General features: G+C 47.6%; 15 protein-coding genes. 10 read left to right on the top strand and 5 right to left on the bottom strand.

Annotated features, from left to right (window positions below):
- Nucleotides 1-69 precede the first annotated feature (69 nt).
- Entirely contained in the window at nt 70-537 is a 468-nt protein-coding gene (locus T494_RS0109090) for a small multi-drug export protein (protein WP_028506030.1), read from the top strand.
- A gap of 317 nt (nt 538-854) precedes the next feature.
- On the opposite strand, the gene T494_RS0109080 is transcribed toward T494_RS0109090, so the two are convergent.
- Nucleotides 855-2,198 (bottom strand): AI-2E family transporter, encoded by a 1,344-nt coding sequence (locus tag T494_RS0109080; RefSeq protein ID WP_028506028.1) that lies wholly within the window; start codon nt 2,196-2,198, stop codon nt 855-857.
- A 52-nt stretch (nt 2,199-2,250) separates the two neighbouring features.
- The gene (gene ilvB / locus T494_RS0109075; protein ID WP_028506027.1) at nt 2,251-3,936 is read right to left on the bottom strand and encodes a biosynthetic-type acetolactate synthase large subunit; all 1,686 of its coding nucleotides are present in this window, start codon (nt 3,934-3,936) and stop codon (nt 2,251-2,253) included.
- Between the two features lie 194 nt (nt 3,937-4,130).
- On the opposite strand from ilvB, the gene T494_RS0109070 reads away from it, so the two are divergent.
- From T494_RS0109070 to T494_RS12820, 3 genes are read left to right on the top strand one after another with little or no spacing between them, the layout of a single operon-like run.
- Entirely contained in the window at nt 4,131-5,054 is a 924-nt protein-coding gene (locus T494_RS0109070; protein WP_028506026.1) for a hypothetical protein, read from the top strand.
- Nucleotides 5,055-5,073: 19 nt separating this feature from the next.
- A complete protein-coding gene (locus T494_RS0109065; RefSeq protein WP_028506025.1) occupies nt 5,074-5,523 on the top strand; it encodes a CBS domain-containing protein in 450 nt (149 codons plus the stop codon).
- Between the two features lie 25 nt (nt 5,524-5,548).
- Nucleotides 5,549-6,679: a serine hydrolase gene (locus T494_RS12820; protein ID WP_197021145.1), complete on the top strand. Its 1,131-nt coding sequence runs from the start codon at nt 5,549-5,551 to the stop codon at nt 6,677-6,679.
- A gap of 64 nt (nt 6,680-6,743) precedes the next feature.
- Here the strand turns inward: T494_RS12820 and clpB are convergent, their stop codons facing one another.
- From clpB to T494_RS14170, 3 genes are all read right to left on the bottom strand, one after another.
- Nucleotides 6,744-9,356 carry an ATP-dependent chaperone ClpB gene (gene clpB, locus T494_RS0109055; protein ID WP_028506024.1) on the bottom strand — a complete coding sequence of 871 codons (2,613 nt, stop codon included), beginning with the start codon at nt 9,354-9,356 and terminating at the stop codon, nt 6,744-6,746.
- A 48-nt stretch (nt 9,357-9,404) separates the two neighbouring features.
- Nucleotides 9,405-10,061, bottom strand: a complete 657-nt coding sequence (locus T494_RS12815) for a CopG family transcriptional regulator (protein WP_051540280.1) — start codon at nt 10,059-10,061, stop codon at nt 9,405-9,407.
- A gap of 188 nt (nt 10,062-10,249) precedes the next feature.
- A complete protein-coding gene (locus T494_RS14170) occupies nt 10,250-11,260 on the bottom strand; it encodes a M15 family metallopeptidase (protein WP_051540278.1) in 1,011 nt (336 codons plus the stop codon).
- Nucleotides 11,261-11,477: 217 nt separating this feature from the next.
- Here T494_RS14170 and T494_RS0109040 point away from each other — a divergent pair, with 217 nt between their 5' ends.
- From T494_RS0109040 to pulA, 6 genes are all read left to right on the top strand, one after another.
- A complete protein-coding gene (locus T494_RS0109040; protein WP_028506023.1) occupies nt 11,478-12,578 on the top strand; it encodes a peptidoglycan bridge formation glycyltransferase FemA/FemB family protein in 1,101 nt (366 codons plus the stop codon).
- Nucleotides 12,579-12,913: 335 nt separating this feature from the next.
- On the top strand, nt 12,914-13,897 hold the full coding sequence (locus T494_RS12805) for a phospho-N-acetylmuramoyl-pentapeptide-transferase (protein WP_037344466.1): 984 nt from the start codon (nt 12,914-12,916) through the stop codon (nt 13,895-13,897).
- A gap of 61 nt (nt 13,898-13,958) precedes the next feature.
- A complete protein-coding gene (locus tag T494_RS12800; RefSeq protein WP_242836421.1) occupies nt 13,959-15,089 on the top strand; it encodes a lysylphosphatidylglycerol synthase transmembrane domain-containing protein in 1,131 nt (376 codons plus the stop codon).
- A gap of 9 nt (nt 15,090-15,098) precedes the next feature.
- Nucleotides 15,099-15,728: a CDP-alcohol phosphatidyltransferase family protein gene (locus T494_RS0109025; RefSeq protein ID WP_028506022.1), complete on the top strand. Its 630-nt coding sequence runs from the start codon at nt 15,099-15,101 to the stop codon at nt 15,726-15,728.
- A gap of 26 nt (nt 15,729-15,754) precedes the next feature.
- Nucleotides 15,755-16,630 (top strand): phosphatidylserine decarboxylase, encoded by an 876-nt coding sequence (locus T494_RS0109020; protein ID WP_028506021.1) that lies wholly within the window; start codon nt 15,755-15,757, stop codon nt 16,628-16,630.
- Nucleotides 16,631-16,669: 39 nt separating this feature from the next.
- Nucleotides 16,670-18,622, top strand: coding sequence for a type I pullulanase (pulA, locus tag T494_RS0109015; RefSeq protein ID WP_028506020.1), 1,953 nt, complete (start codon nt 16,670-16,672; stop codon nt 18,620-18,622).
- Nucleotides 18,623-18,639 lie beyond the last annotated feature (17 nt).

The following is an 18,639-nucleotide window of genomic DNA, read 5'->3' as shown; positions in this document are numbered from 1 at the left end:
ACACTTTACAATGCAGGCGTGGTATGCTATACTTATCGGGTAGTGTGTTTTACAAGAAGGAGTTTTATCATGTTCAAAAAATACATAATGGCTTTTCTTATATCTATGGTACCGCTTGTTGAGCTGAGAGGCGGTGTTCCCGTGGGAACGGGCTGGGGTATCCCCTGGCACTGGTGCCTGCTTGTGTGTATGCTTGGAAACATGATACCTGTTCCGTTTATTTTCTTTTTTGCAAGAAAGCTTCTTGTGTGGGGCAGCGATAAAAAGGTTATCGGCAAGTTCTGCAGCTTCTGTCTGAAAAAGGGTGAAAAGGGCGGCAAAAAGCTTCAGCAGAAGGCAGGCAAGAGCGTGTATGTAGCTTTGCTGCTTTTTGTGGGAATACCTCTTCCCGGAACAGGCGCATGGACAGGAACCCTTGCAGCCAGCATACTTGACCTTGACTTTAAAAAGAGCATAATCGCAGTTGTGCTCGGAGTGCTGCTTGCAGGTCTGATAATGACCATTGCCAGCCAGGGAGTTGCCAGCCTTTTTGCATGATCTGTATTTATGTATAAACAAAAATAAAAAGCCCACGGCAAACAAAAAGCCCACGGTGGAAAAACCGTGGGAGTGGAAATCAATTTCAAGTCTTCTGTCATATACGGCGGAAGGCTTTTTTAATTTGCACGTTCTTTTTGCTCTCTCTTTTGCTTACTCTCTTAAACAGTTTCCGAATAATCTATCGGATGATAAGAGTATAGCACAGCATTGAACGGCTGTCAATGAAATCACCATGGAGTAATTTCAAAATTGTAAACTTGTTCAAAAAATGTAAATACCCGCACCATGACCTTGGTGCATTTCGTACATACAATTTAGTCTGTACTGTCCGGGACCGGAGTATCGGAGATATTTTCCTGCTGTGCACAGACCTCCTGATTTTCTTCTATTTCCTCAAAGGAGATCTGGTCAATATCATCCTGATACAGGTCGTCATCGCAGTCCTCCTCGTCGCAGTCCTCGTCTTCGTCATCCGACAAGAACCGTTTTTTGCGGTGCTTTTTTGAGTGCTGTATGTTTCTGAGCCTTATTGTCTTGGAATATCTCTCATTTACAATGACCGTAAGTGCGCTGTAAACGATAGCGCAGGCAGGCACCGCAAGGAACATTCCCAGAACGCCCCACATTCTGCCTCCCACCGTAACGGCGAAGAGCACCCACAATGCAGGCAGCCCAACCGAGTTGCCGACGATACGGGGGTAGATAAAGTTGCAGTCTATCTGAATGAGTATCAGCAGGAACACCACGAACCACACAGCCTGTGTGATGCTGGTTGCGCTGATAAGCAAAAATCCGATCGCCATTCCGATACATGAGCCAAGCACAGGGATAAGTGCCGCAACGGCAACAACAACGCCGATAAGAAGCGGGTAAGGGAAGCCGAAAAGAAGCATACCCAGCGAACAAAGGGTGCCCAGAAGAGCAGCGTCGGTACACTGTCCCGTAAGGAACTTTCCGAAGGTGTCCACTGTACGCTGACCTATTCTTGTTACCTTGGAATTGGCTCTTGCGGGAAGGAAAGCCACGCAGACTTTTCTTGCCTGTTCTTTAAGCTTTTCTTTCTGTGCAAGGAAGTAGATAGAGAAGAAAATTCCAAGAACAACATTTATGATCGAAGAGAAGATGGCAGCTGCTGCCGAGCCGGGGGAGTTCATGGATTTCAATGCGCTCACGCTGTCTTTAAGGAAGTCCATAAGTCCTGTGGTAAATGAATCCTTCTTGATATTAAATGCGTTGAAAATAGTCTTGAGTGCGCCGTTGCTCTCCACCTTTTCCGAGATGTTGTCAACAATAGCCTGTGCGCTTTCGGAAAGAGTAGAAAGCGTCTTTGCCAGCGACGGGATTACCAGCACCAGCAAAAGCGACAGTATGCCGATAGCTATAAGCAATGTAAGCACTATGGAGCAGGGACGCTTTATGGCGCAGATCACCTTTTTAGGCTTTTCCTTTTTCGGCGTGCGGAAAATAGTCCGCTCGATAGCAGACATAGGCACGTTGAGAATGAACGCAAAAAGTCCGCCCAGCATTACAGGATAAAGAATATTTTTTATGTAATCAAGAATGTTCAGCACAAGCTTGTAGTTGGTCAGCACAAAGAACAGTACAACGCCCAGCACTACCAGCATCATGTTTTCTCTGAAACGCTTTGAAAACTTCATTTTTTCCTCTTTTCAGGCACCGTTGACATGGTGCCTTGTATTTGTTTGGATCTTATGTAAGCTCGATATCCATTATAGGTTCCGAAACGTCTGCTCCCGCAGGCACCATAGGCAGAACGTTGATATCCTTGTTTATTACCACGTCCACCAGACAGGGTCTGCCGCAGGAAAGTGCCTTTTTCAGACCTTCCTTTATCTCACTCTTTTTGGTTATTCTTATACCCTCGATGCCAAATGCATCAGCAAGCTTCATAAAGTCTGTGTGACGCTCGATATCCGTCTGAGAAAATCTCTTGCCGTAGAACAGCCTCTGCCACTGTCTTACCATTCCCAGAACGTCGTTTTCAAACACAAGCTCCACCACCGGGATATTGTGCTTTGCAAGGGAAGAAAGCTCGTTGCAGTTCATAAAGAAGCTTCCGTCGCCTGCAATGTTTACCACCGTTCTGTCCGGGTTGCCCAGCTTGCTGCCGATAGCTGCGCCAAGACCGTAGCCCATTGTGCCCAGTCCGCCGCTGGAAGCAAAGCTTCTTTCGCACTTGAAGTTGTAGAACTGTGCAGCCCACATCTGATGCTGTCCCACCTCGGTGGTGATGATAGCCTTGCCCTTGGTGAGCTTGTCAAGCTCCTGGATAACATCCTGAGGCAGGACCTCGTCCTCGCTTTCGATAGGAGCCATTTTAAGGGCGTATTCCTTCTTCCACTTCTTTACCTGCTGCATCCACTTGGGGTGGCTCTGCTGCTGGAGCATGGAAGTCATTTTGTCGATAATGTATTCAAGGTCGCCTGTTACATGGTGATAAACGTCAATGTTCTTGCCTATCTCCGCAGGGTCTATCTCGATATGGATTATCTTCTTGCCGTTTGCAAAGGTGTTTGGGTTGCAAAGAACTCTGTCGGAGAACCTTGAACCAAGAACTATCATAAGGTCACATTCGCTGAGTGTGAGCGCAGCGGTCTTTGTGCCGTGCATACCCAGCATGCCTATGTACTCTTCCTTGGTGTTGTCAAAAGCGCACTGTCCCATAAGGGAAAGGGCAACAGGTGCATTTACCTTTTTGACGAACTCAGCCATCTCGTCCGCAGCGTTGCATGATACCACACCGCCGCCTGCGTAAATGAAAGGCTTTTTGCTTGCCTTGATAAGCTCCACAGCCTTTTGTATCTCCTCGTTCACCGTGTCGGGATTGTGGTTGACTATCTTTTTGGGCTTTTGTTTTTTATATTCTATCATCGCCGCAGATATGTCCTTTGGAACGTCAATAAGCACAGGTCCCTTCCTGCCCTCGTTGGCAATGAAGAACGCCTCTCTGATAATGTCGGGCAGTTTGTCCGGGTCCTTTACGATATAGTTGTGCTTTGAAATAGGCATTGTGATACCGCAGATGTCCACCTCCTGGAAGGAGTCAAGACCGAGAAGTCCCCTTGGTACGTTTCCTGTGATAGCCACAAGTGGGATAGAATCCATGTAAGCGGTGGCGATTCCCGTAACAAGGTTGGTGGCACCCGGACCCGATGTGGCAAAAACAACACCTGTCCTGCCTGTTGTTCTGGAATAGCCGTCAGCCGCATGGCAGGCAGCCTGCTCGTGTGCTGTGATAACATGGTGTATCTTATCGGAATACTTGTAAAGAGCATCGTAAATGTTCAGCACAGCACCGCCGGGATAACCGAAAACGGTGTCCACGCCCTGCTCCAGCAAGCATTCCATAATAACGTCAGAACCGTTGAGCTTCATAAAAAAAGCACTCCTTTTTACATATAATAGTTCAAGTAATAATTATACATCACAACCCTGTGATTGTCAAGTTTAATTGGGCTTTTTTGCGCATTGCCGTCTTGACAGAAAGGGGAATGTGTAGTATAATCTTAAAGTGTATGGGTGTGCCTTGCTGCGTACCCTGAAAGTGTGATATGAAAAAAGGATGACTTATGGATAAACTGAGAAAAACAATTCTGATATTTACCGCCGCACTTTCCCTGTTTGCAGGTGCCTGCTCAAAATCAAGCTCTTCAGACAGCGACAGCTCATCCGGTGAAAGCACCGACAGTTCCTCTCAGACTTCTTCCGAGAGCACTGCCGAAAGCAGTTCTTCCCAAAGCGAAAGCAAGCCGGAGGAAAAGGTCATGGGAGAGAGGATAAAGAAGGCAGCTGCCTTTTTTGAAAACCCGTCCTATGAATTTGTCTGCACCGTAAAAGGCATAGGCAGAGATGCAAAGATGACTCTTTTAAAGGACAAGGGCATAATCAGACAGACCACCGACTACGGCGACATAAAGTCATATGTTGTCTGCACCGGAAACACCACATACAGATACGATGATAAGACCAAGGCGTTTTCCAGAAAAGTGGGGGAGATAAATGAGGATCCCACCGGAAACCTTATCGTTCAGACGGTGAAACAGTCTCTTGAACCTACGAGGACACATATAGATCCTCAGGAAGAAAAAAAGTATGATGCCGAGGAATATACCTATACCGCAGGCACATATATTACAGTACTGGACTTTTACTTTGACAAGACCACAGGTGAGCTGAAAAAGTACACCGTGACCTATTCCATTGAGGGAAAGGATAACGAGGTGGAGACCAGAGAGATAGAGAAAATGAGTACAGTGTCCGCTGATGTACCGGCGTTTAATGAAAAGGAACTTACGGATAAGGGCTATGTGCATTTTGAAGGCTTTACCGAGCAAAAGCGGGAAGAATTCTGCCGCCAGGTGATGAGGGACAATAAAATAACCAATGAAACGCTCTATAATGTAGGTCTTACCACCTATGACCTGAAGACCGTGTCTTACATTGATTTTGCCTCTGCGGTCATTGCCGCAGGTGCCAAGGCATCGGAAAAATAATACTTTAAGGTGAATAATAATGAATATAATACAGCTGCTTCATCCCAAAGCACTGATCGACTATGTCTATAACGACAGCACCTGCCGCCAGGCTTTGGAGATAATGGGCAACCACGGATTTACTGTAATACCCGTGATCAGCCATGACGGGGAGTATGTAAAGACCCTTTCCGAGGGGGACCTGATGTGGTTTATGGTGAATAAGGCAATATGCACAAGGCGTGACCTTGAGATGTTCACCGTTGACGATATAAAAGTAAAGCGCAACGTTGAAGTGAAGCCTGTGCTTGTTACCGCAACCATAGACGATGTGATACTTATGCTGGTGAACCAGAACTTTGTCCCTGTTATCGACGACAGGAAAATGTTTATCGGCATAATAACCAGAAGCGACGTGCTGAAGTATTGCCACAGCAGGCTTGCCAAGCCGGAAAGCCAGCAGGAAGATGAAGCCCTGGCATGGGACTGAAAATAAAAGAAGGGAAGAAAAAAGAGTGAAGAATAATAAAAATGGCAACGCCGCATTGGTAGCAGTTCTGATAATGATAATCCTTATCGGCATCGGTGCAATAGTGATGATGCTTGGAGGGCGAAACGACATCAAGGACACCGACGATAATCCTCAGGAAAAAAAGAACAACGTGGTGACCACTACCACAACAGCCGCTACTGCCCCTGTGCCGGAAACACCAAAGGAAGTGGATCTGTACTTAAAGCAAAGCCCCGACTTCAAAAAGACTGATATAAAGGGACTTACCTCCCAGGCTACGTTGCTTGCAGACCTTGACGACGATGTTATATATGCCGGCTCCAATATGGATCTGAGGATCTATCCAGCATCTCTTACAAAAGTCCTGACAGTGCTGGTTGCCTGCGAGAACGCAAAATCCTATGACGATACATATACCTTCAAGCCGGAGGATCTGGCTCCGCTGGAGGAAGAGAACGCCTCGATGGCAGGCTTCAAGCCGGGAGAAAAGGTGACAATAATGGACCTTCTCTACGGAGCTGTCCTTCCCAGCGGTGCAGACGCCTGCGTGGGACTTGAAAACGCTATCGCCGGTTCAAAGGATAAGTTCATGGAGCTTATGAACAAGCGTATCCAGGAGCTTGGTCTGAAAAATACCCACTTTACCAACACCACAGGTCTTCATGACGAAAAACACTATACCACACTTGCGGATATGGCTGTTATTATGAAAGTCGCAAACCATAATGTTACCTGCCGAAAGGTGCTCAACACCATGAAGTATACCACCGCACAGACACAGCAGAACCCTACCGGTATCGACCTTCAGTGTACCGTGCTTGGCAGAGTAAGCGGTTTCTTTATCGACAAAAACGGCAACGGCTCAAACGACGACAGCATCTCCATAACCGGCGGTAAGACCGGCTATACCAATGAAGCAGGCTTTGCAATGGCGACCTTTGCAAAGGATACCGACAACGGACATACCTATTGCTGCATAATCTCCAAAAGCTCCACCGCAGCCACCTGCGGCAGCGAGACCGTGGCAATGTTTGAAAAATATGTCCCCGGAAGCAAGGCTAAGGTGCCCGGAACAGCAGACGCAGCAGCCCCGGCAACCACCACCGCCGCAGCAGCCGCTAAACCTGCAGCATAAAACCCAATAAGCAAAAACAATGCCGACAGTGATCTTGTTCACTATCGGCATTTTTATTTTATGTTCAGACCGGGGATACGTCGGCTGTGAAATTTTCTCCGTCATGATCCACCTTTATCACACTGTCAGGCTCAATGTCCTGAGCAATTATCATGCGGGCGATAAGGGTCTCGATATTTCGCTGTATAAACCTTTTCAGCGGTCTTGCGCCGAAGTTCTGGTCGTATCCACGGGAGATAACTGCGTCCTTTGCAGCCTGAGTTACCTGTATGCTCAGATGCTTGCTCTCAAGCCGCTTTTGCAGCTGCTCCAGCATAAGGTCAACTATCTTTCCTATCTGTGAGCGCATAAGGGGCTTGTAGTAGATTATCTCATCAAGCCTGTTGAGGAATTCAGGTCTGAACTGCTGGTGAAGAAGTCCGTCCACCTGCTGGCGAGCCTGCTGTGAAAGCTCCCCGTCGTCGCCTATGCCCTCAAGGATATAAGGCGAGCCAAGGTTTGAGGTGAGGATAATGATAGTGTTCTTGAAATCCACCGTCCTGCCCTGAGAATCGGTTATCCGGCCGTCGTCAAGCACCTGAAGAAGTATGTTGAAAACGTCGGGGTGAGCCTTTTCTATCTCGTCCAGCAGAACTACCGAGTACGGCTTTCTGCGCACAGCCTCTGTAAGCTGTCCGCCCTCCTCGTAGCCCACATATCCCGGAGGCGCTCCGATAAGTCTTGAAACGCTGAATTTCTCCATGTATTCGGACATATCTATCCTAACGATGCTGTTCTCGTCGTCAAAAAGAGCCTGTGCAAGTGCCTTTGCAAGCTCTGTCTTGCCCACTCCCGTAGGACCCAGGAACAGGAAAGAGCCGATAGGCTGTGCAGGGTTTGCGATGCCTGCACGGGAACGGAGTATCGCCTGTGAAACAAGCTCCACCGCCTCGTCCTGCCCGATAACACGCTTGTGGAGAATGTCCGGCAGGCGCAGAAGCTTGTCTCTTTCGCTCTCCACCAGCTTTGAAACAGGGATACCTGTCCAGCGTCCGATGATCCGGGCGATCTCCTCCTCTGTGACCTTGTCACGCAAAAGTGTGTTCTTGCTTGCGGATTTTTCAGCCTTTTCCTCCTCCTGCTCAAGCTGTGACTGGAGCTGTGCCATTTTGCCGTATTTAAGCTCTGCCAGCTTGTTCAGGTCGTACTCACGCTCAGCCTTTTCGATGTCCTTGGAGCACTGTTCTATCTCCTCACGGAGCTTTTGCACCTTGGAGATAGCCGACTTTTCGTTCTCCCACTTTGCCTTCATCTCGCTGAACTGCTCACGCATCTGTGCAAGCTCCTTCTGAACGTCGTGAAGATGCTCCACAGCCAGCTTGTCGTTTTCTTTTTTAAGCACCGTTTCCTCTATCTCGTGCTGGAGTATCTTACGCCTTATCTCGTCAAGCTCCGTGGGCATGGAGTCCATTTCCGTGCGGATAAGTGCGCAGGCTTCGTCCACAAGGTCGATAGCCTTGTCGGGGAGGAACCTGTCGCTGATGTATCTGTTTGAAAGCACCGCCGCCGATACAAGAGCCTGGTCCTGTATCTTTACTCCGTGGAAAACCTCGTATCTTTCTTTGAGTCCACGCAGTATGGATATAGTGTCCTCAACGGTAGGTTCGTCCACCATTACCGGCTGGAAACGCCTTTCAAGAGCAGCGTCCTTTTCGATATACTGCCTGTATTCGTTAAGGGTAGTGGCACCGATACAGTGCAGCTCGCCCCTTGCCAGCATAGGCTTGAGCAGGTTGCCTGCGTCCATCGCTCCGTCTGTTTTTCCTGCCCCAACAATGTTGTGCAGCTCGTCGATAAACAGGATTATCCTGCCCTCGGACTTCTTTATCTCCTGCACCACAGCCTTAAAACGCTCCTCAAACTCGCCCCGGTATTTTGCTCCTGCGATAAGCGCACCCATGTCAAGGCTGAAAAGCTGCCTGTCTTTCAGGTTGTCGGGCACGTCGCCGCTGACGATACGCTGAGCAAGTCCCTCTGCAATAGCTGTTTTGCCCACGCCCGGTTCGCCGATAAGGCAAGGGTTATTTTTTGTCTTTCGTGACAGAATACGGATAACGTTTCTTATCTCGCTGTCACGTCCTATGACCGGGTCCAGCTTGTTTGCCCTTGCCAGCTCCACAAGATCCTGACCGTACTTTTTCAGCACATCGTATGTCTCCTCAGGGTTCTGACTGGTGACCTTGGCGTTGCCCCTTACCGATTGAAGGACCTGTAAAAACTCGTCTTTGGTCAGATTAAAGGTCTTGAAAAGCCGCTTCATCTCGCTGTTTGGCTGGTTTATCATTCCCAGCATAAGATGTTCCACCGAAACGAACTCGTCCTTCATCTGCATAGCGCAGTTCTCTGCGTCCGCCAACGCCCTGTCCAGCTCGTTTGAGATATATACCGAATCAGCCTGCCTGCTGCCTGAAATGCTCACCTTTGGTATGGCGTTTACCGACTGTGTCACCGCCAGCTTGAAGTTTTCCGGGTCTATTTCCATTTTTGTCAGCAGCTGAGGTATAAGCCCGTTTTCCTGGGTAAGCAGAGCCAGCATAAGGTGCTGCTGGTCCACCGCCTGGTTACCGTATGTGGCAGCCACGGACTGTGCGCTGTTAATTGCCTCGATAGATTTCTGTGTCAGCTTCTGTACATTCATTTTACATTTCTCCTTTCTGTTTTCCCTGCCTCTTTGGGAAGGGTTGTTTTATAAGATAAGTACCCCCTCATCAAGGTACTGTTTATACGTCTGCTCCGTAAGCCTTGCCGCCCTTTGCGGGTCATCAAGATTGTCAAAGTATTGCTGTATGCATTTGTCAATAAGTCTGATATACCGCCCGATAGCCATTCCGATGTCCTTGTCATTAAGACGCTCCCGGGCAGGGGAGTAAAAGTCCCTTGTGAAGCAGCCCTGAGATATGCTTCCCGGGAAGCCCCCTGTGAAAAGATGAGAAAGTTCAGCTTTTTCAAGCTCTCTCCAAAGGGTGAAAAAGCTTTCCATAAGCCCCATAAGATTTCCCGATGTGGTCCTCAGCCGCACTTTAAGGCTGCCCACCTTGCCTCCCGTGTCCCTTGCCAGTTCCACCGAGTAGCGGATTGTGGGTTTGTATTTGTATTCCAGCATACTCTTTATGGACATGGTGGAGTTGCTTTGTCTGTCTATAAGCTGAAAGCGGTTGTCGATAAGGCTCTGCATTGCGGAAAAAATGCTCTCGATACGCATCTGCGGCGTGTCAAGCTCCACCTTCTGCGCAAGGATAGTGTTTATAAGATTGCTCCTGCTGGTGTTCATAGAGTGCGCCAGCTTGTCCACCGCATTCACCACATCGTCGTCAAGCACCAGACTGTAAACGCTTTTACCCATGACCTTCCCTCCTTTTTCCTCTGTAAACTATTGTACCACAATTAAATAATTTGTCAATAGAATTATATAACTTTGCCTACGAATTATATAACTGCACAAAAACAGTTTCCCCTTTTTGGTGACATTTATGCATCTTTTAAAAGAGCATAAAAAAACCCCCGCAGTCTGCTGCTGCGAGGGTTTTGTTGTCAGTTGTTGTATTTACTTGAAATGCCCAGATATTCCTCAAGGCAAAGTCCCGAAGCCTCGATAGTCTTGCAAAGCTCCACATCCCCCAGGTACCTGATATGCCACGATTCCGCAACGTATCCTGTGTACTGCTCCTTGCCCGGCTTGTATCTGATAATAAAGCCGTAATCGTTGCAGTGCTCTGCCAGCCACTTTGCCTCCGGCGTGTTGTCAAACTGCCAGCTGCTTGCATAGTTTACGTCTATTGCAAGTCCTGTCTGGTGCTCACTGTGTCCCGGTCTTGCGGAATAGGTCTCTGCCTTTTCCGTTCCGTCACGCCAGCAGTACTGTGCAAACAGATTCTGCTGTGTGTAATAGCTTCTGAATCCGGAGCATATCCACAGCTGTATCCCGTCCAGAGCCGCAGCCTGCCGCATTTTCTCAAAAGCCGCAGCGGTTTCCGGAGTCAGTCCTCCCGGGTTGTAATCCGCAGGCAGAGGGTAGCTCTTGTTTACCACGAGTATTCCCTTGATGACCGTAGGCTTCACCACCTCCGGGTCCTTGTTGTCAACCACCTTTGTTGTGGTGGAGGTCATGGGCTTCTGAGTGTTGACCTCTGTGGTGGTCGTCTGCTGTGTAGTGGTCTCCTGTGTGGTTTGCTGAGAGGAAGTGGTGGTATCCTCCGTGACCGTTGCCGAGGAAGTCGTTGAGCTTTGTGAAGCGGAGGTCGTGGTGGAGACAGCGGAGGTGGTAACTTCTGTATCTGACTCTGTATTTTGAATAAAAGCCTGAGCCTCGCTGTCACCTGACTCTATGTCACTGCCGCTGTTTTTTGTGATAAGCACCGCCACAGAAGTTATAACTATAAGTAAAATTGCCACACCGCATATCTGTCTTATGCGGTATTTGTTGCGCTGTAAAAAGGTTTTGTGCGCCGTTTTATTTGTGACCCTGACCTGGCTGTCCTCGGCATGGGATACGCCGTTTTCGCCATGATCTTCGATCTGAGTTATTTTACTGTCATCAATCATTCTTTATCAGTTCTTTCCGGTTCTGAGGGAATTTTTGTTTCTGAAATTTTTACACTTGTGGTCATTATATCACAATATGCCATAAAAATCAAGTGTGCGTTCAGGTATATATATTAAAAATTGCCGATAATGACTAAAAATGCGGAAATCCCTTGATTTTTTGGGAATTAAAGTGTATAATAAGCATAATTGAGAATAAATGCGGGAAGGTACATATATGGAGATAATCAATAAAAAGGACAAAAATATGCTTGCCGAGTTTGAAGAGTTCGCAAGCACAAGTAAATACGGAAATTTCATGCAGTCCCTGCTGTGGCCCAAGGTAAAGGACAACTGGGGCTGGGACGCCGTTATTTCCAGGGACGAACAGGGCAAGATAAAAGGCACCTGCCTTGTTATTATCAAGAAGATCCCGATTTTCGGCTGCACTTTTCTGTATGCTCCCCACGGACCTGTCTGCGACTGGCGTGACAAGCAGACAATGGAGGATCTGTTTGAGGGCATAAAGGTGCTGGCTAAAAAGTATAAGTGCTACCAGTTCATGTGGGACCCTTGCCATGAGGAGAAGGATAAGGACATCTCAGAAATGATAATATCCATGGGCTTCAAGCATACCTATAACGCAGCGGAGCTTACCACCATACAGGCAAGAAACAACTATATGCTTCGCAACATAGAGGGAAAAACTCCCGATGAGGTCATGATGACATTCCAGCCCGACTGGCGCAACAGGATAAGAAAAGCCGGAAGAAAGGGCGTGTACTGTAAGGCTTGCGGTACGGAGGCTCTTGACGATTTCTATCCGCTGATGCAGGCAACGGGTATCCGTGACGGATTTTCTATCCGTTCAAAGGAGTATTTTGTAAAGATGATAGAGGGGCTGGGCGAAAAGCATTGCCGTTTGTTTATGTGCTATGTGGACGAGGACGGCAAGCAGATACCTCTTTCCGGTGCCGTTACTACACAGTATGCAGGTAAGACTTGCTACGTCTACGGCGCATCCGCCAATCACCACAGAAACCTTTACCCCAACTACCTCATGCAGTGGACTATGATAAACTGGGCGATAGAGGGTAAGAATTATATCTACGACTTCCAGGGCATACCCTTCTATAAGGACCCGGAGCACCCTAACTACGGCGTTTATAAGTTCAAAAAGGGCTTCAACGGCGAGGTGGTCACCTATGCGGGCGAGTTCTTCTATGTGTTCAAGCCGTTTATGAAAAAGATAGTGGATCTGTGCGAAAAAATAGTTATGTGGAAGCATGACCGAAAGACAAAGAAGCTTCTGAAAAACAGAAATAAAGATATGCAGTAGGACATCCGGGGGGGACTCTTTTGTGTAAGGAGTTTTCCCCTTGCTTATTTTGAAAAAAAGCCGCACGTATGCTTGCCGGGACACAGCGTGATGTCCAATTTTTGTTTCGGGAATTTGATAGAATTATTAAGGCGTAACAGGCTGTTCTTCGGCTTTTTGCGCCTTTTATACGTGATTTGTAAAAATATCCTTTTTGCAGGGGCGTTTTTTGTGCAAATTTATTTGCTATATTATTTGCATTTTGCGCATAAATATGGTATAATAGCTGTGCGTGCATATATCGCATATGTAACGCAAAATGTTATCTGACATAAATGTGAAAAGGATGAGGACCGATGCTCTACGACCTGATCGAAAAGCTGGGAAAAAATATAATGATAAACGGTAAGCCCATGAAGGGGCTTGCTCTGTGTATCGTTTTTCTCACAAGCTTTTTGTTTGTATTTTTCACCATCAAAATATTCAGAAAGATACTTCCCAAAGACCAGGGACGTGAGTTTGCGGTAAACGGTGCTCTCTCCCAGGGAAAAGCCAGGGGAGCAGGTCTTATCTTCATTACCGGATTTGTTATCCTTACTGCGCTTTTTATACCTCTTGACCTTGAAATGGTGCTGTATCTTGTGTTTATATACGGCGCAATGCTCAGCGGTTATCTGGACGATGCCTCGGACGTTCCCTGGGGCGAGGTCAAAAAGGGACTTATCGACCTTATAATTTCCGGCGGTATCGCAGGGACTTATTATTACTTTAATTCCGGCAGATTCAAGCTTCCGCTGCTCAAAGAAATTATCGAGCCTCATCCGGCAGTTTTTATTGCCCTTGCAACTTTGCTTGTGTGGGCAGCGATAAATGTTACCAACTGCTCCGACGGAGTTGACGGACTGTGCGCAACACTTTGTATGGTGACGATCTTCTTTGTGAGCAGATTGCTTGAGGACTCGGCAATGATAACCGCCTGTCTGATAATGCTTGCCGCATTGGGAGCATATCTTTGGTCCAATGCCTCACCAAGCTCTATACTTATGGGTGATGCAGGCTCCAGAGCATTGGGCGTGTTCCTTGCGCTTATCTGTCTGAAAACAGGTTCGCCGCTGATATTTATCCCATTGGCACTTATGCTTATTATAGACGGAGGTCTGGGACTTGTGAAGCTCTCATTCATTCGTTTCCTGAGATTAAAGGGATTTATGAAGAATATCCGTACACCTATCCATGACCATGTGAGAAAGAATAAAGGCTGGTCTGATACACAGGTGGTAACAAGGTTCGTTATCATTCAGATTCTTGTGGCTGCTTGCTTCTGCTTTATCACCGAGTGATGCAGCCCCTGTTATAACGCTGCTTCACCCACAGTGATGATACGGATATGAGAAATATGGAGTGATAACTATAAACAAAAAGGTCAAATATACTCTGAATGTGCTGTTTATCGCAGTGGTGGGGTATCTCACATTCAGGATATTGTTCAACAATAAGGAGCTTTCCGAGGTCATGAGCGAGCTTCATCGTGCAGATAAGCTGTGGCTCATCCTTGGCTGTGTGTGTACCTTCTGCTTTATCGCCGGCGAATCGGTGATAATCAAGTATATGCTCTGGCTCTTTAAAGAAAAAACGCCCTTTCGGCGGTGTCTGAAATATTCGTTTATCGGATTTTTCTATTCCTATATAACCCCGTCCTCGTCCGGCGGTCAGCCTGCACAGATGATATATATGAAAAAGGACGGTATCTACTACGGCTATTCGTCCCTGATAATGCTGGTCATCGCAGTGGTATATAAAGCTGTGCTGGTGCTTTTGGGATTATTCTTCTATATCTTCTACCATGGCTATGTTACCGAGCACGTGGGGGGATATATGTGGCTGGTGTATGTGGGATTTTTCCTGAATCTTGCCTATATCACCCTGCTTCTTATCGTCTGCCTCAAGCCGCTTTGGTCAAGGAAAATGGCGATAAAACTCATAAACTTTCTGACCCGTATCCATGTGCTCAATAAGAAAAATACCGAAGGCTATATCAAAAGGGTCACAAGGATATTTGATAACTACGTCAAAGCCTCAAAATATATCGGCGGTAACATGGGCTCTTTGTTCACCATAACATGGATCACAGTGTTGCAAAGACTCTCGCTGTTCATGCTCACATGGGTCATCTATAAGTCCTACGGACTGCACGGCGCAAGCTTTATGCAGATAGTGGCACTTCAGGTGCTTATCGGTGTCGCCGTTGAAATGCTGCCTCTTCCCGGTGCAGCAGGTATAACCGAGGCTTGCTTTATAGCGTTTTTCACAGGCGTATTTGCAGATGAGCTTCTCAGCCCCGCAATACTCCTTAACCGTGGTATCAGCTTCTATGCTGTAATTATCGTGGGAGGACTTGTAACGCTGTTTACACATCTGCTGAATATAAAAAAATACGGAAAGTCCACCGACAAGGCTGAAGATGCGGCGCAAGCGGAAATAGCTGTCCCGGATCAGGTGCAGGTGGTCAAGGAACAAAAAAACAAGGAATAAGGTGAAAATATAATCGGGTTTTATAATTATACCGTAATCCTTACTTACCTGAGCCTTTGCTCGGCTGTGGTAGGTATAACTCAGGTCTTTGAAGGTCGTGAAGCAATAGCTATCCTGTGCCTGCTTATTTCGGGAATATGCGACTTGTTTGACGGAAAGGTGGCAAGGCATAAAAAGGACAGAACAGACCAGGAAAAGCTGTTCGGTATCCAGATAGATTCTCTGTGCGACCTTGTGGCATTCGGCGTTCTGCCGGCGTGCATCGGTTACAAAATGGGATTTAACTACGGACTGGGACTTGCGTCGGCAATACTTATCGTGCTCTGCGGTCTTATCCGACTCGGCTACTTTAACGTTATGGAGGAGGAACGCCAGAGAACCACTGCCGAAAACAGAAAGGAATATCAGGGACTGCCTATAACAACCTCCTCTATCATTCTTCCCCTTCTGTTTTTGGGAAAGAGAAATATACCCAATGCCGCATACCCCTACGTTTTCCAGGGCTTTATGTTAGCACTTGCAGTGCTTTTCGTGCTTGATATCAAGGTTAAGAAAGTATCCGCAAAGAGCATCTTCCTTATGTTCACCCTTGCCGCACTGGTAATACTGGGTATCTGGAAATTCGCACCGTCACATTGAGGCTGGAATATTAGGGAGGGTTTGTAATGAAATACCGCAATAGAAAAGGCGAGGAGTTTGAAGAGACCACCTCACAGGACAAGCTGCTTCAGAGAGCGTATAACAGCTACTTTTGCAGAGCTTTTCTCAGACTGCTGAGTATGCCCGGATTTTCCGAGCTGGGGGGAATGATCCTTGACAGCAAGATCTCTGCAAGCTTTATCTCTGACTTTGCCGAGAAGAACAATATCGACCTTTCTGACTATGAGCCAAAGGCGTATCGTTCCTTCAATGACTTTTTCACAAGAAAAATAAAGCCCGGCTCACGACCGATCCCAAAGGATAAAAATATCCTTATCTCACCCTCCGACGGTAAGGTCACAGCCTATAAGATCGACGAGGTCAACGGCTTTGTTATCAAAAATTCTGTTTATTCAGTGAAGAGCCTGCTTCGTGATAAAAAGCTGGCTAAGCGTTATGAGGGCGGCACAGCGGTAATAATCCGCCTTACCCCCGACGATTATCATAGATATTGCTATGCCGCAACAGGCATTAAAAGCCACGACAGAGCTATTAACGGCGTGCTCAGTACCGTAAACCCCGTGGTCAATGAGTATGTCCCCGTTTACCGTGAAAATTCCAGACGCTATTGCGTTATAAGAACCGAGAATTTCGGCGACGTTGTGCAAATGGAAGTGGGAGCGCTCCTGGTGGGCAAAATCACCAACGCCCACCCCTACGGCAGAAGAACTGTCCTGCGAGGGGAGGAAAAAGGTTATTTCGAGTTCGGCGGCTCTACTATCGTCCTGCTGCTTGAAAAGGATAAGGTCAAGGTCTGCCCCGACCTGCTGGAAAACACCCGACAAGGCTTTGAAACTAAATTGCTCCAGGGAGAAGCTGTGGGCGTGGCTGTAAAGCATTGACGAAAATTATTGATCTATTAGGAAAGAGAGGTTAAGCCGTTGTATAAAATAAACTATGCATGGATAGATCAGGAATATTTTTACGACGGCGATGACCTCGGAGCGATAATACACGAGGACAAGACTGTATTCAAGACATGGGCGCCGATGGCGACGGGTGTATACCTGAATTTATATCTTGACGGAGAGGGTCTGAGCCGAATGGAGTCGCTTCCCATGGAACGGCTGGACAAGGGCGTGTGGTATGTAGAGATACTGCGAGACCTTGACGGCTGTTTTTATACCTATTCCTTTGAATATAACCACAAGAAGAACCCTGAGACCATAGACATCTACGCAAAGGCGTGCGGCGTAAACGGTGATCTGGGAGCGGTGGTAAACTTTTCGACCACCGACCCCATTGGCTGGGAAAATGTAGACCGACCTGTGTGCAAAAACCCTTGTGACGCAGTTATCTACGAGTGTCACGTAAGGGATTTTTCCGTCCATCCGTCCTCCGGAGTTCCAGCAAAGCTTCGTGGCAAGTTTCTTGCAATGGCAAAGGGCGGCACAAGGAACCGCAGCACCAATACCTGCCTTGACCACTTGCAGGAGCTTGGTGTTACCCATGTACAGCTGCTGCCTGTGGCGGATTATGCCACCGTTGATGAGGCGCACCCCGAAAAGAACCAGTTTAACTGGGGCTATGACCCGAAGAATTATAATTGCCTTGAAGGCTCCTATTCCACCGATCCCTACGACCCAAAGTGCCGTGTGAGGGAGTTTAAAAAGCTGGTCATGGAGCTTCATAAAAGAGGCATCGGCGTGGTAATGGACGTTGTTTTCAATCATACATATTATACCGATGAGTCTGCATTCGAGCGTTCCTTCCCCTATTATTACCACCGTCATATCAACGGCAAGTTCACCAACGGCTCGGGCTGCGGTAACGAAACTGCATCGGAGCACCTTATGATGCGTAAATATATTGTGGATTCTCTTAAATTCTGGGCAACGGAGTATAAGGTGGACGGCTTCCGTTTCGACCTTATGGCGCTTCACGATATAGATACCATGAATCATATCCGTGACGAGCTGGATAAGATAGACCCGCAGATCCTCTTGTACGGCGAGGGCTGGACAGGGGGAGCATCGCCCCTGGCATCGGATAAACTGGCGTATAAATGGAACTCCTACCGCTTCGGCAGAGTGGGACTGTTCAACGATAATATCCGTGACAGCATCAAGGGCGGTACGTTCAATGTGTTTGATACAGGCTTTGTAAGCGGCAATACCCATAGCGTGGCAATGCTCAAACGAGGCATCGCAGGCTCTGTGCCTCACCCGGAACTGCATGAGGCAAAGGAAGCCTGTTGGGCGTTTGAACCCACCCAGACCATAAACTATTGCGAGGCTCACGATAATAATACCCTGTGGGACAAGCTTTGTATCTGTTCAAATAACGCATCTGAGGAGGACCGTATCCGTATGGATAAGCTGGCAGCTGCCATTGTGCTGCTGTCTCAGGGCGTGCCGTTTCTCCAGCTTGGACAGGATTTTCTGCGCACTAAGCCAAGAATTTTAAAGCCCGGGGAGGAGCCAAACGAGGTCAACATCTTTGACGAGAACAGCTATAATGCCCCCGACTATACCAACGCCATCGACTGGACACGAAAAACTCAGTATTCCGCAGTCTTTGATTACTATAAGGCGCTTATCGCCCTGCGTAAATCAAGCAGCCTGCTGCGAATGTCCATGAAGTGGGAGGTGGAGCAGAAGCTCTCGTTCTGGAAAATAAGTCATGGAAATTTCCTTATCTACAGCCTCTTTGAGGGCAGCGAAAGCTTCGTTGTCGCCCTTAACGGCAGCAATGAAGATAGGTATTTTGACCTGCCCATGGGGGAGTGGCTGCTGGTGCTGGACGAAAACGGAAAGTCCTATCCCGCCCCAAGAACAGGTCATGTCTGCTGCCCACGTATCTCCGCTGTGGTGTATAAGCTGAAGCCATTTTAAAATAAGTACAAAAAAAC

Origin of the sequence: Ruminococcus sp. FC2018 (assembly GCF_000621805.1) — a bacterium.
GTDB lineage: Bacteria > Bacillota > Clostridia > Oscillospirales > Ruminococcaceae > Hominimerdicola.
The sequence above is the reverse complement of the archived record's forward strand: the minus strand, read 5'-3'. Positions and strand labels throughout refer to the sequence as shown.

Bases quoted from the DNA above. Each gene is read 5' to 3' on its own strand.
- T494_RS0109090 (WP_028506030.1), top strand. From the start codon at position 70: ATGTTCAAAAAATACATAATGGCTTTTCTTATATCTATGGTACCGCTT.
- T494_RS0109040 (WP_028506023.1), top strand. From the start codon at position 11,478: ATGGAGATAATCAATAAAAAGGACAAAAATATGCTTGCCGAGTTTGAA.
- clpB (WP_028506024.1), bottom strand. From the start codon at position 9,356: ATGAATGTACAGAAGCTGACACAGAAATCTATCGAGGCAATTAACAGC.
- T494_RS0109080 (WP_028506028.1), bottom strand. From the start codon at position 2,198: ATGAAGTTTTCAAAGCGTTTCAGAGAAAACATGATGCTGGTAGTGCTG.
- T494_RS12805 (WP_037344466.1), top strand. From the start codon at position 12,914: ATGCTCTACGACCTGATCGAAAAGCTGGGAAAAAATATAATGATAAAC.
- T494_RS0109065 (WP_028506025.1), top strand. From the start codon at position 5,074: ATGAATATAATACAGCTGCTTCATCCCAAAGCACTGATCGACTATGTC.
- T494_RS0109020 (WP_028506021.1), top strand. From the start codon at position 15,755: ATGAAATACCGCAATAGAAAAGGCGAGGAGTTTGAAGAGACCACCTCA.
- T494_RS0109070 (WP_028506026.1), top strand. From the start codon at position 4,131: ATGGATAAACTGAGAAAAACAATTCTGATATTTACCGCCGCACTTTCC.
- T494_RS14170 (WP_051540278.1), bottom strand. From the start codon at position 11,260: ATGATTGATGACAGTAAAATAACTCAGATCGAAGATCATGGCGAAAAC.
- ilvB (WP_028506027.1), bottom strand. From the start codon at position 3,936: ATGAAGCTCAACGGTTCTGACGTTATTATGGAATGCTTGCTGGAGCAG.
- T494_RS12815 (WP_051540280.1), bottom strand. From the start codon at position 10,061: ATGGGTAAAAGCGTTTACAGTCTGGTGCTTGACGACGATGTGGTGAAT.